Below are 13,993 nucleotides of genomic sequence, written 5' to 3' on the forward strand. Positions count from 1 at the left end.
TGCCATGGTTTACATGATGTGACGCGGCAAAACCAATCTGCATAACTCTAATTTTCTCGACACTCCTTTCTCTTTTTGGCTGTGCAATGGAGCAGCAGGCCGTTCAATGTCTGCTTTACCGCTGCCAGTTTTTTTTAACTGTGAGCAAAATAAGTAGGTCATTATGACTGAGAAAACCCCTAACGCGATCCTCGCGGCAGAGGTCAGCCGTCGTAAGCTGGTCAAAACTACCGCAATCGGTGGCTTAGCTGCTGCAAGTAGTGCCTTTTCCTTACCCTTTGCCCGAATGGCTTTCGCGCAAACCCCCGATAACACCGTAACGGCGGCAGAAAAAATCATTTGGAGCGCTTGTACGGTTAACTGCGGTAGTCGTTGCCCACTACGTATGCATGTGGTGGATGGCGAAATCAAATACGTTGAGACTGATAATACCGGCGATGATAATTATGACGGCCTACATCAGGTTCGTGCTTGTTTGCGTGGTCGTTCAATGCGTCGCCGCGTTTACAATGCTGACCGACTGAAGTACCCGATGAAACGTGTCGGTGCGCGTGGTGAAGGGAAATTCGAGCAAATTAGCTGGAACGAAGCTTTTGACACCATCGCCAACAGCATGAAAGGCATCATCAAAGAGTACGGCAATGAAGCTATTTATTTGAATTATGGTACCGGTACGCTGGGCGGCACACTGACTCGCTCCTGGCCACCAGGATCAACCTTAATCGCCCGTTTGATGAACTGCTGCGGCGGTTATCTGAACCATTATGGCGACTATTCAACCGCGCAAATTGCCGCTGGCCTGAACTACACCTACGGTGGCTGGGCTGATGGTAATAGTCCTTCAGACATTGAAAACAGTAAGTTAGTGGTTCTGTTTGGTAATAACCCCGGCGAAACGCGGATGAGTGGCGGCGGGGTGACTTATTACCTCGAACAAGCGCGTGAGAAATCCAATGCGCGCATGATTATCATCGATCCGCGTTATACCGATACCGGTGCAGGGCGTGAAGATGAATGGATCCCTATTCGTCCAGGTACTGATACTGCACTGATCTCCGCACTGGCATGGGTCATGATTACTGAAAATTTGGTTGATCAGCCTTTCCTCGATAAATACTGCGTTGGTTACGACGAAAAAACGCTCCCCAAAACTGCTCCAGCGAACGGCCATTACAAGGCCTATATTCTCGGTGCGGGGGCAGACGGCGTGGCGAAAACTCCACAATGGGCTTCCAAAATCACCGGTATTCCTGCCGAGCGCATCACACAACTGGCACGTGAAATTGCGACGGCCAAACCGGCATTTATTAGCCAGGGCTGGGGACCACAGCGCCACTCAAACGGTGAACTGGTTTCTCGTGCCATCGCCATGCTGTCAATTCTGACAGGTAACGTTGGCATAAACGGTGGCAACAGCGGGGCGCGCGAAGGATCTTACGACTTGCCGTTTGTTCGTATGCCGACGCTGGAAAACCCGGTACAAACCAGCATCTCGATGTTCCTGTGGACTGATGCTATCGAGCGTGGTCCAGAAATGACGGCGACCCGAGATGGCGTGCGTGGGAAAGAAAAACTGGATGTTCCAATCAAAATGGTCTGGAACTACGCCAGTAACTGTCTGATTAACCAGCATTCAGAAATCAACCGTACCCATGACATCCTCCAGGATGACAAAAAATGCGAGATGATTGTGGTGATTGATAACCACATGACTTCATCAGCCAAATATGCCGATATTCTGCTGCCGGACTGTACCGCTTCTGAGCAAATGGATTTTTGTCTCGATGCGTCATGCGGCAACATGTCGTATGTGATTTTTGCTGATCAGGTCATTAAACCTCGCTTTGAGTGCAAAACCATTTATGAGATGACCACCGAGCTGGCAAAACGCATGGGCGTGGAGTCGCAGTTCACTGAAGGACGCACACAAGAAGGTTGGATGCGTCATTTGTACAAACAGTCTCAGGAAGCTATCCCTGATCTGCCGAGTTTTGATGAATTCCGCCAGCAAGGCATCTTCAAGCAACGTGATCCTGAAGGGCACCACGTCGCCTATAAAGCCTTCCGTGAAGATCCAGCGGCAAATCCACTGACCACGCCGTCAGGGAAAATTGAAATCTACTCTGAGCAATTGGCCGAGATTGCTGCGACGTGGCAACTCAACGAAGGGGACGTTATCGATCCGCTGCCGGTTTACAGTGCAGGCTTCGAAAACTTTGGCGATCCACTGGCCGAAAAATGGCCATTGCAGATGACCGGGTTCCACTACAAAGCGCGCACTCACTCCACTTACGGCAACGTCGAAGTATTGAAAGCTGCCTGTCGCCAGGAAATGTGGATTAACCCGATTGATGCCCAGAAACGTGGGATTAAGAACGGCGATATGGTGCGCATTTTTAACGGTCGCGGCGAAGTGAATATCAACGCCAAAGTGACACCGCGCATTATTCCAGGTGTCGTCGCGATGGGGGAAGGAGCCTGGTATAACCCGGATGCTAATAAAGTGGACCACGCTGGCTGTATCAACGTGCTAACCACTCAGCGACCATCGCCACTGGCGAAAGGTAACCCATCCCACAGTAACCTCGTCCAGGTCGAAAAGGCGTAAGGAATAGCTGATGACAACCCAATACGGATTTTATATCGATTCCAGCCGTTGCACTGGTTGCAAGACTTGCGAGCTGGCCTGTAAAGACTACAAAAACTTAGGCCCGGACGTCAGCTTCCGCCGAATTTATGAATATGCGGGCGGTGACTGGCAAGAAGACAACGGTGTCTGGCAGCAAAACGTGTTTGCCTATTATCTGTCGATTGCCTGCAACCATTGTGAAGACCCCGCTTGCACTAAAGTTTGCCCAAGCGGTGCGATGCATAAACGAGAAGACGGTTTTGTGGTGGTAAACGAAGACATTTGTATTGGCTGCCGCTACTGCCATATGGCTTGCCCGTACGGTGCACCGCAATACAACGCAGAAAAAGGGCACATGACCAAATGCGATGGCTGTTATTCACGCATTGCAGAAGGGAAGAAACCAATTTGTGTGGAGTCTTGCCCGTTGCGTGCGCTGGATATGGCGCCGATTGCAGAGCTGCGTGAAAAATATGGTGAGCAAGCAGCCATTGCTCCACTGCCATCAGCACATTTCACGAAGCCAAATATTGTCATTAAACCCAACGCCAACAGCCGTCCTTGTGGGGATAAAACCGGCTATCTGGCAAACCCGAAGGAGGTGTGAGATGGGTAACGGATGGCATGAATGGCCGTTAATGGTCTTTACAGTTTTGGGGCAGTGCGTGGCGGGTGGTTTTATCGTCATGGCGCTGGCGTTGCTGACAGGGGTTTCCGATCGCGCACAGCAAAAGCGTGTGCAATGGACAATGATCGTATTGTGGGTGCTCATGGGCATTGGCTTTATGGCCTCTGTGCTTCACCTCGGTTCACCGCTGCGCGCCTTCAACTCACTCAATCGCATTGGTGATTCGGCGTTGAGCAATGAAATTGCCAGCGGTTCGGTATTCTTCGCGGTCGGCGGGTTTTGGTGGTTGGTGACCGTACTGGGCAAAATGCCACAGGCGATCGGGAAAATGTGGATGATCCTGACCATGATTCTTGGCGTGGTTTTTGTCTGGATGATGTGCAAGGTTTACCTGATTGATACCGTTCCAACGTGGTATAGCGCGTATACACCGCTCAGTTTCTTCCTGACGATGTTTATCGGCGGGCCACTATTGGGTTACTTATTGCTGCGTGTCGCGGGTGTAACCGGCTGGGGGATGCGCATTCTTCCCGCAGTTTCCCTGCTGGCTGTTGTGATCAGTACCGCGGTGGTGATGCTGCAGGGCATGGAACTGGCAACGATTCAAAGCTCGATTGTGCAGGCTTCAGCATTGGTACCGGAATACGGCGCGTTGATGTCCTGGAGACTGCTGGTGTTAGCTGCGGCTTTGGTTTGCTGGATTGTTCCACAGCTCAAAGGTGGGCAGGCGAGCCCCGCAGTGTTGGCATTCGCTTTTGTGTTGGTCATCGCAGGCGAACTGATTGGCCGCGGTGTTTTCTACGGTCTGCATATGACTGTTGGCATGGCGATAGCCAGCTAACCAGCTATCACAATGAAATGCGCCTGCGGGCGCATTTTTTATTTTCGCATAAGAAAATATCATCCAACTCACCATGAAATTTTTCATCCAATCCGCTTCGATTCATAATCCCTGATCTCATCAAAAACAGAGAGATAGCTTTTTCACTCAACGCTTAGTTCACAAGTTGAATAAGTTTTTCAAATCGACAGACTGTGAATCGGGTCAGGCCCCGTCAGCACTGGATTGACAATCATTTTGCTGGTGGCATGATGCGCACAAATTTATTCTCTTCCTCGCGGTTTTTACATGTCCATCTATACCCGGCCAGTCATGCTTTTGCTCTGCGGTCTGATGCTTTTGACCCTGGCAATCGCGGTTTTAAATACGCTGGTTCCACTCTGGTTAGCTCACGAAAATCTTCCAACATGGCAAGTCGGGATGGTCGGGTCGTCGTATTTTACCGGGAATCTGGTGGGTACGCTGATGACTGGCTGGCTGATAAAGCGCCAGGGATTCAACCGTAGCTACTATCTTGCATCGCTGATTTTCGCGGCGGGTTGTGCAGGACTTGGGTTAATGACCGGGTTCTGGAGCTGGATGATGTGGCGTTTCATCGCAGGAATTGGCTGCGCGATGATTTGGGTGGTTGTCGAGAGTGCGCTGATGTGCAGCGGGACGTCGCGTAACCGTGGACGCCTGCTGGCGGCTTACATGATGGTTTATTACGTCGGCACGGTACTTGGCCAATTGATGATAAGCAAAATGCCGACAGATATAGCCAGCGTTTTGCCGTGGATAACTGCATTAACACTGGCCGCGATTCTTCCGCTGCTCTTCGCCCGCATTGTAAACGATCGCAGCGAAAATCAAGAGGCGACTCCCGTATGGCCAATGCTGCGTTTGCGTCATGCGCGCCTTGGGGTGAACGGCTGTATTATTTCAGGGATTGTTCTCGGTTCTCTGTATGGGTTAATGCCGCTGTATTTAAACCATCAGGGTGTCAGTGATGCCGGGATTGGTTTCTGGATGGCGGTAATGGTCAGCGCGGGGATTGTTGGACAATGGCCGGTTGGTCGTCTGGCCGATCGATTTGGTCGTTTATTAGTGCTTCGTGTCCAGGTGTTTATTGTGATTCTGGGTTGCATGGCAATGCTGAGTCACGCCGCAATGGGGCCAACGTTATTTGTTCTTGGGGCGGCTGGATTCACACTCTACCCGGTGGCAATGGCCTGGGCTTGCGAGAAAGTTGAACACCATCAGTTGGTCGCAATGAATCAGGCCTTACTGTTGAGTTACACCGTAGGCAGCTTGCTTGGCCCAACGTTTACATCGATGCTGATGCAAAGCTATTCGGACAGTTTATTGTTTGTGATGATTGCTGGTGTGGCATTTGTTTACTTATTGATGCTGCTGCGCAAAGCGGGGCACCACACTACGCCTGTCGCTCATGCCTGATAAAAATAGACCCTCATGCGAGGGTCTATTTTCTAGTACATCACTTTGTGACCGTACTGTTCCAGAATGCCTTTGACGCGTTCCATGGTCTCTTTCTTCGGTGGATGCACGCCGTCGAGTTTATACTCTTCGCCCATTGCCACCCATTTGTGCTTGCCCAGCTCGTGGTACGGCAACAATTCAATTTTCTCTACATTGCCCATATCTCGCGTGAACTCACCAAGACGATGCGCAGAATCGTCATCGTCTGACCAGCCAGGAACAACAACGTAGCGAATCCAGACGTTAATATTTTTATCAGACAAATAGCGCGCAAACTCGAGAGTACGATGGTTTGAAACACCAACCAGATTCTGGTGAATCTCGTCGTTCATTTGTTTCAAATCGAGCATCACCAGGTCAGTCACTTCAAGCAATTCATCAATGACTGGATCGTAGCGGCGTACAAAACCGTTGGTATCCAGACAGGTATGAATACCTTCTTTACGGCAGGCACGGAACCAGTCACGAACAAACTCGGCTTGCAAAATAGCTTCACCACCCGATGCTGTGACCCCGCCGCCAGAGGCATTCATGAAGTGTCGATAGGTCACCACTTCTTTCATCAGTTCTTCAACGGTAACCTCTTTGCCGCCGTGTGTATCCCATGTGTCACGGTTATGGCAATACAGGCAGCGCATAAGGCAGCCCTGGAAAAAGGTGATAAAACGAATACCGGGACCATCCACGGTACCGCAGGATTCAAAGGAATGAATTCGGCCAATTACTGACATTGCGGTGTTCTCTCCAGTATTGGCTGATGCTCAATGGCATCAACCAGGTTGAGCGCGGTCTTTAAACAGATTGCCGCGTCGAATCAATTTTGCAAGATATCCTAAACGTAGCAGTTATCTTGCAAAATAGGTTCTGACATAAGAAAAGGCCCCACCGAGGTGGAGCCTTTATTCTACGCCTTTTCAGACAAACCGTGAATTACATGGTTTGAGTGAAGGTACGGGTAATAACGTCCTGCTGTTGTTCTTTAGTCAGGGAGTTAAAACGTACAGCGTAACCAGATACACGAATGGTCAGCTGAGGATATTTCTCAGGGTGTTCCATCGCATCCAGCAGCATTTCACGGTTCATTACGTTCACGTTCAGGTGTTGACCACCTTCGATGGACGATTCGTGGTGGAAGTAACCATCCATCAGACCCGCGAGGTTAGTTTTACGAACTTCGTCGTCTTTACCCAGTGCGTTAGGAACGATAGAGAAGGTATAAGAAATACCATCTTTAGCGTAAGCAAACGGCAGTTTAGCTACGGAAGTCAGAGAGGCAACAGCACCTTTCTGATCACGACCGTGCATTGGGTTAGCACCTGGACCGAATGGAGCGCCTGCACGACGACCGTCTGGGGTGTTACCGGTTTTCTTACCATAAACCACGTTAGAGGTGATGGTCAGAACAGACTGAGTCGGGATAGCGTTACGGTAAGTAGTCAGTTTCTGAATTTTCTTCATGAAACGTTCTACCAGGTCAACAGCGATGTCATCTACGCGAGAATCGTTGTTACCGAACATTGGGTATTCGCCTTCGATTTCGAAGTCTACAGCCAGGCCGTCTTCGTCACGAACAGGTTTAACTTTCGCATATTTGATTGCAGACAGGGAGTCAGCTGCAACAGACAGACCCGCGATACCACAAGCCATAGTGCGAACAACGTCACGGTCGTGCAGAGCCATCAGAGACGCTTCGTAGCTGTACTTATCATGCATGTAGTGAATGATGTTCAGCGCAGTGACGTACTGTTTAGCCAACCAGTCCATGAAGTGGTCAAGACGATCCAGAACGTTATCGTAGTCCAGAACGTCAGCCATGATTGGCGCTTCTTTAGGACCGATCTGAATTTTCAGTTTTTCATCAACGCCACCGTTGATTGCATACAGCATGGTTTTCGCGAGGTTAGCACGAGCACCGAAGAACTGCATTTGCTTACCAACGATCATTGGGCTCACGCAGCATGCGATTGCGTAGTCATCGTTGTTAAAGTCAGGGCGCATCAGATCATCGTTCTCGTATTGCAGAGAAGAAGTATCGATGGAAACTTTAGCGGCGAATTTCTTGAAGTTCAGTGGCAGTTTTTCAGACCACAGAATAGTGATGTTCGGCTCCGGAGACGGCCCCATGGTGTACAGGGTGTTCAGGAAACGGAAGCTAGATTTAGTAACCAGAGTACGACCATCTACACCCATACCGGCGATAGATTCGGTCGCCCAGATTGGGTCACCAGAGAACAGCTCATCATACTCAGGGGTGCGCAGGAAGCGAACCATACGCAGTTTCATGACCAGGTGGTCAATCATTTCCTGTGCTTCAAGCTCGGTGATTTTACCAGCTTTCAGGTCACGTTCGATGAAGGCATCCAGGAAGGTGGATACACGACCGAAGGACATTGCAGCGCCGTTCTGAGATTTAACCGCAGCCAGGTAGCCGAAGTAAGTCCACTGAATAGCTTCTTGAGCATTTTTAGCAGGACCAGAGATATCGCAGCCATATTTAGCAGCCATTTCTTTGATCTGGCCCAGAGCACGGTGTTGCTCGGAGATTTCTTCACGCAGACGAATTGTTGCTTCCAGGTCTTCGCCGTTTTCCAGTTTGCTCTGCAGAGAGTTGAACTGAGCGAATTTGTCTTTCATCAGGAAGTCGATGCCGTACAGCGCAACGCGACGGTAATCACCGATGATACGACCACGACCATAAGCATCCGGCAGACCGGTGATTACGCCTGATTTACGGCAGTTCAGAATGTCTTTGGTATAAACGTCAAACACACCCTGGTTGTGGGTTTTGCGGTATTCGGTGAAGATCTTCTTAAGCATTGGGTCAAGTTCACGACCGTATACTTTGCAAGAACCTTCAACCATTTTGATGCCACCAAACGGAATAATTGCACGTTTCAGTGGAGCATCAGTCTGCAGGCCAACGATAGTTTCGAGGGACTTGTTGATGTAACCAGCATCATGAGAGGTGATGGTGGAAGCGAGGTCAGTATCGAAGTCAACAGGCGCGTGAGTGCGGTTTTCCTGTTTAACGCCTTCCATGACGTTGTCCCACAATGTGGTAGTTGCTTCAGTAGCACCTGCCAGGAAGGACTCGTCACCCTCGTAAGGGGTGTAGTTTTTCTGAATAAAGTCACGCACGTTGACTTCATTCTGCCAGTCACCTTTGGCAAAACCTTCCCAGGCTGTGGCTAACTTCTCATTAAGCTCGGACATTTAACACCTACCTTCTAATGTGGATTTCTTATTCCCTACACGACGGCTAGCACTTAGTGCTTATCACCACCGCGTAGATAAATTACCCAGTACGTCAACCCAACCAGTACGCCGCCACCGATAATGTTCCCAATAGTCACTGGGATCAGGTTATCTGTGATGAAGTTCAATACGGTCAAGTGAGTGAAATTGTCCGGAGACGACCCAACTGCGGTCCAGAATTCCGGGCTTGCAAAGTTGCGTACTACGATACCCAAAGGGATCAAGAACATGTTTGCGATACTGTGCTCAAAACCACTAGCAACAAACATGGCGACCGGGAGAATCATAGCAAACATCTTGTCCATCAAACTGCGACCCGAGTAGCTCATCCAGACAGCCAGACAGACCATCAGGTTAGCCAAAATACCCAGGCACACAGCTTCAATAAAGGTGTGGTGCATTTTATGGTCTGCGGTTTGAAGCACATTCAGACCCCACGCACCGTTTGCTGTCATGTACATACCTGACAACCAAATCAACACCACGAACATCAAAGCACCGAACAGGTTACCGATGTAAACGTTGACCCAGTTCTTCGCGAGTTGACCCCAGGTGATACGGCCACTGGCTTTAGCAACAACAATCAACACGGTAGAAGTGAAGAGGTCGGCACCGCAGACAACGCACAGGATAAGCCCTAAGGAGAAGCAAGTACCGCCAATCAGCTTCGCAATCCCAAACGGAATGGTCGAAGTACCGGTGGTCGCAGTGATGTAAAAGACAAAGGCAATCGAGATGAACATCCCCGCCGTGATCGCTAAATAAAACGTGGTCAGCGGGTGCTTTGTTGCTTTATAGACGCCAGCGTCTTCGGCGACTTTCGCCATAGCGGCTGGGAGCAATAGATCAAAAGGGTTGTCAGCTTTCACACTAACTCTCTCTTATTTAATTCGGCGACGAGATACTAACAAAGCATTATAGAGTAAAATTTGATATGGATCATATCTCGCCAAGCTTATAGGCCTGATAAAAGCAGGTGTTTACCTGATTTTCAGTTTAAGTTGTTGATACTTTTGATAAAAATAAAGTTTAAAATTTATAATGTAATTTGATATTTAGCCTCAACGCTCCTGTGTCGGGGTAATTAGAATGGAGTATTTCTATAATTTGGCAACATTATTTGTAGTTTAATATAATAATATTTCACCAATATTTAACTATTGAGTCACAAATGAAATTATTACGCTGCCAATAAAAACACGGGGCAATAAAAATCGCCCCGTAATATAGCGTAAACATTATGGTTTACGCACCTTTGAGTTTAGTTTTGTTACTTTATTTCCAGAAAGCCGCTTTTGCGCGTTGCAGTTTTTCATACGCCGCTAACAACGCCTGATGGGCAGGGAACGCTTTCAAATCGCTATCTACAGCTTGCAGGCCATAGAATGGCGCTTCACCACTCAGAGCAGCACTTGCCGCTTCTACTGTTTCTGCGCCGTACATACGCACAAAGGCATTCAGATATTGCAGCGGTTGGCGGTCTTCTTCCATCGCCAGTAGCAGCAGGGTTTGCAGGCAGCGATAGTAGTTCGCACGCTCAGGGCTGAAAATAGACGCGTTGAATTCCATCGTCCATTCCGTCCAGATAAGCGCTTGTTCGGTGTCACCGCCAGCCAGTGCCAGCATGGCTTTCAATTCACCAATACGCAGCGTATACCAGCCATTGTCTTTACCTGTCGCCAGACCAAGCAGCTCGCGGACACGGGTGAAATCATCGTGGCCTTCTTCATCTAACTGAGAAATCAGATCGAGATAATCTTGCTTCTCCCACTCACTGCCTGGTAATGACAGAATGGTGTCACGCAAGTGATAGCCCATACTGTTGTTAGCCAGCAGCAGATCTTCGGCAGGATAAATATCGGACATACCAGGAACGATGATGCGGCAAGCGTAAACATCAAGATGCTGGTAGTCAGCGATATAAACTTCCTGGTCTTCTGCATTAAAGATTGCCATCAATGTGGCAAATTCTTCTTCTGTGGTTCCAGAGAAGCTCCAGTCAACAAATGGATAGTCGGCATCTTGCTTGAACATATCCCAGGAGATCAGACCGCTGGAGTCGATAAAGTGAGTTTCGAGATTGGCATGCTCGGCAACTTCTTCGTCATCAAAGGTCGGAGGAGTGAAGACATCCAGATCTTTAAGGCCACGCCCCTGCAGCAGTTCAGTCACGGTACGTTCCAGCGCAACACCAAAATCAGGGTGGGCACCGAACGACGCAAAACACGTCCCGTTTGCTGGGTTGAATAACACCACGCAAATAACCGGATATTTTCCGCCTAACGAACCGTCGTAAGCGAAGATTGGGAAACCTTCTGCTTCCAGCGTGGCGATGGATTCAACCACGCCAGGATAGCGAGCCAGCACTTCCTGCGGGATTTCCGGCAGGCTAATGCTTTCCGCGATAATGCGATTTTTAATGTAACGCTCAAAAACTTCTGAAAGTCCCTGAACACGGGCTTCGTTTGCGGTGTTCCCTGCAGACATCCCATTAGAAACATACAAGTTCCCGATGATGTTCATCGGAATATAGACGGTTTCTTGATCGGATTGGCGGGTAAACGGCAGTGCGCAGATGCCGCGCTCTTCATTGCCGGATTGCAGATCAATCAGCATACCTGCGGTGACTTCGTTCTCAGGATCGTAAAACGCGCGCAAACGATCGTCGAGAATGCCTTCCGGCAGTTGCTCATCTTCAGGAATTGGGAACCACTTCTCGTTTGGATAATGCACAAACGGGCCATTGGCGATGGTTTCACCTAACCAGAAATCAGCAAAGAAATAGTTAGTCGACAAACGCTCGAAATATTCGCCCAGCGCTGAAGCCAAAGCGGCTTTTTTAGTCGCGCCTTTACCATTGGTAAAGCACAGCGCGCTGTCTTTATCACGGATATGCACTGACCAGACGTTTGGCACAGGGTTTAACCAGGAAGCTTCTTCTATATTAAAGCCAAGATCGGCGAGCTTGGTCTGGAAGCGAGCGATGGAATCTTCCAGTGCGGCATCTTTGCCAGGAATAAAGGTTTGAGTCATGAGGTTTCACTTTTGTCGTACGCAAAGCGCGCAATGATACGGGTTTTAGCCGACTGACACCATTGTCAGCAGCCAGCAGGCGGCGATAGCATAACAGGCTATGCTTACTGTCAGTAACCCACTGTAATGGCGGTAAAAATGAAGAGCTTTGATCTTCAACGTATGGCATTAAACGACGTCCCACTCGATTTTCTCTGGGAGGTCGCTTTTCGTAGCCTCTATACCTTTATATTAGTGTTCCTGTTTTTAAAGATAACGGGGCGGCGTGGCGTTCGGCAGATGTCGTTGTTTGAAGTGTTGATAATCTTAACGCTTGGCTCGGCGGCAGGCGATGTGGCGTTTTATCATGACGTACCGATGCTACCTGTGTTGATTGTTTTCGTCACATTGGGGCTGCTTTATCGTCTGGTGATGTGGCTGATGAGCCACAGTGAAAAACTTGAAAACCTGTTTGAAGGAAAACCTTCCGTCATTATCGAAGAGGGGGAGTTTTCCTGGGAAAAAATGAAGTCGCAAAACATGACTGAATTTGAGTTTTTTATGGAGCTACGCTTGCTGGGCGTAGAGCATCTCGGGCAAGTTCGTCTGGCGATACTTGAAACCAACGGCCAGATAAGCGTCTATTTCTTTCCTGATAAACTCGTCAGGCCGGGTTTACCGATTTTGCCTGAGCACTGCTGCGAACGGTTTATTAAAATGCCGGAAGATGCGGATTATGCCTGTATCCATTGCAGTGAAGTCGTGGCGTTGAATGCAAATGATGAAATTGCTTGCCCGCGCTGTGCTCATAAAGTTTGGGTTAAGGCCAGTACCGCCACGCGAGTGACCTGACGGGCATTTATCGGGTGTTTAATTCATCGATTAGATGAATCTGTTGTGTGATTTTGCGCACATTCCCGCAGCGCACCTGATTAACCATTGCAGCCTCCGCAAGTGAATGATAAAACCGATACCGTGAAAAAATCTTATTGCTCTTAGCGTGGTGAGGGGAAATGACTCAGGTATACAATTTTAGTTCCGGCCCGGCGATGCTACCGGCTGAAGTGCTTCGTCGTGCGCAAAGTGAACTCTGCGACTGGCAAGGCTTAGGCACCTCCGTAATGGAGATTAGCCACCGTGGTAAAGAGTTTATTCAGGTAGCTGAAGAAGCTGAAAAAGATTTTCGCTTTCTGCTGCAAATCCCCTCGAACTACAAAGTTTTGTTCTGTCACGGTGGCGGTCGCGGCCAATTCGCTGGTGTACCTTTAAACCTGCTGGGTGACAAAACTAGCGCTGACTATGTTGATGGCGGCTATTGGGCGAGCAGCGCAGTAAAAGAAGCGCACAAATACTGCACGCCAAATGTTATTGATGCGAAAGTGACAGTTGACGGCCTGCGTGCGCTCAAACCGATGAGCGAGTGGCAGGTTTCTGAAGATAGTGCCTACTTGCACTACTGCCCGAATGAAACCATCGACGGTATCGCAACTCACGAAACGCCAGACTTTGGCGATAAGGTTGTGGTTGCCGATTTCTCATCCTCGATTTTGTCGCACTCGCTCGACATTAGCCGTTTCGGCGTAATTTACGCTGGTGCTCAGAAAAACATCGGTCCAGCCGGTTTGACGTTGGTTATCGTGCGTGAAGATTTGCTCGGCAAGGCGCATAAAGCGTGCCCGTCAATTCTTGACTACACCGTGCTTAATGAAAACGACTCCATGTTTAATACCCCACCAACATTCGCCTGGTATCTTTCTGGTCTGGTCTTTAAATGGCTGAAGGAACAAGGTGGTGTGGAAGTCATGGACAAAATTAACCGTGAGAAAGCGAGCCTGTTATACGGTGTGATTGATAAAAGCGATTTTTATCGTAACGATGTTGCTCCGGCCAACCGTTCGCGCATGAATGTCCCATTCCAGTTGGCTGATAGCGCGCTTGATAAACTCTTCCTCGAAGAGTCGTTTGCTGCAGGTCTACACGCATTGAAAGGCCACCGTGTTGTAGGCGGAATGCGTGCTTCTATCTACAATGCGATGCCACTCGAAGGTGTTAAAGTGTTAACTAACTTCATGATCGACTTTGAGCGTCGCCACGGTTAATTGCTGCTCGTTGTTATTCTCCCCGCGGCATGGTTCGCGGGGTTTTTATT

Annotated in this window: 10 protein-coding genes; 6 read left to right on the forward strand and 4 right to left on the reverse strand. The window is 49.1% G+C overall.

Annotated features, from left to right (window positions below; translation table 11 throughout):
• Nucleotides 1-163 precede the first annotated feature (163 nt).
• The 4 genes from dmsA (at nucleotide 164) to EC843_RS15030 (ending at nucleotide 5,535) form a co-directional block, all read left to right on the forward strand.
• Nucleotides 164-2,608 (forward strand): dimethylsulfoxide reductase subunit A, encoded by a 2,445-nt coding sequence (dmsA, locus tag EC843_RS15015; protein ID WP_121813955.1) that lies wholly within the window; start codon nucleotides 164-166, stop codon nucleotides 2,606-2,608.
• Nucleotides 2,609-2,618: 10 nt separating this feature from the next.
• Complete coding sequence (locus tag EC843_RS15020) at nucleotides 2,619-3,236, forward strand: DMSO/selenate family reductase complex B subunit (RefSeq protein WP_064548249.1); 618 nt, start codon at nucleotides 2,619-2,621, stop codon at nucleotides 3,234-3,236.
• Between the two features lies 1 nt (nucleotide 3,237).
• Complete coding sequence (locus tag EC843_RS15025) at nucleotides 3,238-4,098, forward strand: dimethyl sulfoxide reductase anchor subunit family protein (protein WP_133522496.1); 861 nt, start codon at nucleotides 3,238-3,240, stop codon at nucleotides 4,096-4,098.
• A gap of 288 nt (nucleotides 4,099-4,386) precedes the next feature.
• A complete protein-coding gene (locus EC843_RS15030; RefSeq protein WP_064548245.1) occupies nucleotides 4,387-5,535 on the forward strand; it encodes an MFS transporter in 1,149 nt (382 codons plus the stop codon).
• Between the two features lie 32 nt (nucleotides 5,536-5,567).
• Here the strand turns inward: EC843_RS15030 and pflA are convergent, their stop codons facing one another.
• The 4 genes from pflA to ycaO form a co-directional block, all read right to left on the reverse strand.
• Entirely contained in the window at nucleotides 5,568-6,308 is a 741-nt protein-coding gene (pflA, locus tag EC843_RS15035) for a pyruvate formate lyase 1-activating protein (RefSeq protein ID WP_064548243.1), read from the reverse strand.
• A gap of 199 nt (nucleotides 6,309-6,507) precedes the next feature.
• The gene (gene pflB, locus EC843_RS15040) at nucleotides 6,508-8,790 is read right to left on the reverse strand and encodes a formate C-acetyltransferase (RefSeq protein WP_064548240.1); all 2,283 of its coding nucleotides are present in this window, start codon (nucleotides 8,788-8,790) and stop codon (nucleotides 6,508-6,510) included.
• Between the two features lie 53 nt (nucleotides 8,791-8,843).
• Nucleotides 8,844-9,701 (reverse strand): formate transporter FocA, encoded by an 858-nt coding sequence (gene focA / locus EC843_RS15045; RefSeq protein ID WP_064548239.1) that lies wholly within the window; start codon nucleotides 9,699-9,701, stop codon nucleotides 8,844-8,846.
• A gap of 406 nt (nucleotides 9,702-10,107) precedes the next feature.
• Nucleotides 10,108-11,865 (reverse strand): 30S ribosomal protein S12 methylthiotransferase accessory factor YcaO, encoded by a 1,758-nt coding sequence (gene ycaO, locus EC843_RS15050; RefSeq protein WP_133522497.1) that lies wholly within the window; start codon nucleotides 11,863-11,865, stop codon nucleotides 10,108-10,110.
• Between the two features lie 138 nt (nucleotides 11,866-12,003).
• On the opposite strand from ycaO, the gene EC843_RS15055 reads away from it, so the two are divergent.
• Nucleotides 12,004-12,696: a DUF421 domain-containing protein gene (locus tag EC843_RS15055; protein WP_064548235.1), complete on the forward strand. Its 693-nt coding sequence runs from the start codon at nucleotides 12,004-12,006 to the stop codon at nucleotides 12,694-12,696.
• 161 nt (nucleotides 12,697-12,857) lie between these two features.
• Entirely contained in the window at nucleotides 12,858-13,943 is a 1,086-nt protein-coding gene (gene serC, locus EC843_RS15060; RefSeq protein ID WP_064548233.1) for a 3-phosphoserine/phosphohydroxythreonine transaminase, read from the forward strand.
• Nucleotides 13,944-13,993 lie beyond the last annotated feature (50 nt).

It is taken from the genome of Buttiauxella sp. JUb87 (assembly GCF_004361975.1).
In the GTDB taxonomy this organism is placed as follows: Bacteria; Pseudomonadota; Gammaproteobacteria; order Enterobacterales; family Enterobacteriaceae; genus Buttiauxella; species Buttiauxella ferragutiae.

Bases quoted from the DNA above. Each gene is read 5' to 3' on its own strand.
- pflA (WP_064548243.1), bottom strand. From the start codon at position 6,308: ATGTCAGTAATTGGCCGAATTCATTCCTTTGAATCCTGCGGTACCGTG.
- pflB (WP_064548240.1), bottom strand. From the start codon at position 8,790: ATGTCCGAGCTTAATGAGAAGTTAGCCACAGCCTGGGAAGGTTTTGCC.
- EC843_RS15055 (WP_064548235.1), top strand. From the start codon at position 12,004: ATGAAGAGCTTTGATCTTCAACGTATGGCATTAAACGACGTCCCACTC.
- ycaO (WP_133522497.1), bottom strand. From the start codon at position 11,865: ATGACTCAAACCTTTATTCCTGGCAAAGATGCCGCACTGGAAGATTCC.
- EC843_RS15020 (WP_064548249.1), top strand. From the start codon at position 2,619: ATGACAACCCAATACGGATTTTATATCGATTCCAGCCGTTGCACTGGT.
- dmsA (WP_121813955.1), top strand. From the start codon at position 164: ATGACTGAGAAAACCCCTAACGCGATCCTCGCGGCAGAGGTCAGCCGT.
- EC843_RS15025 (WP_133522496.1), top strand. From the start codon at position 3,238: ATGGGTAACGGATGGCATGAATGGCCGTTAATGGTCTTTACAGTTTTG.
- EC843_RS15030 (WP_064548245.1), top strand. From the start codon at position 4,387: ATGTCCATCTATACCCGGCCAGTCATGCTTTTGCTCTGCGGTCTGATG.
- serC (WP_064548233.1), top strand. From the start codon at position 12,858: ATGACTCAGGTATACAATTTTAGTTCCGGCCCGGCGATGCTACCGGCT.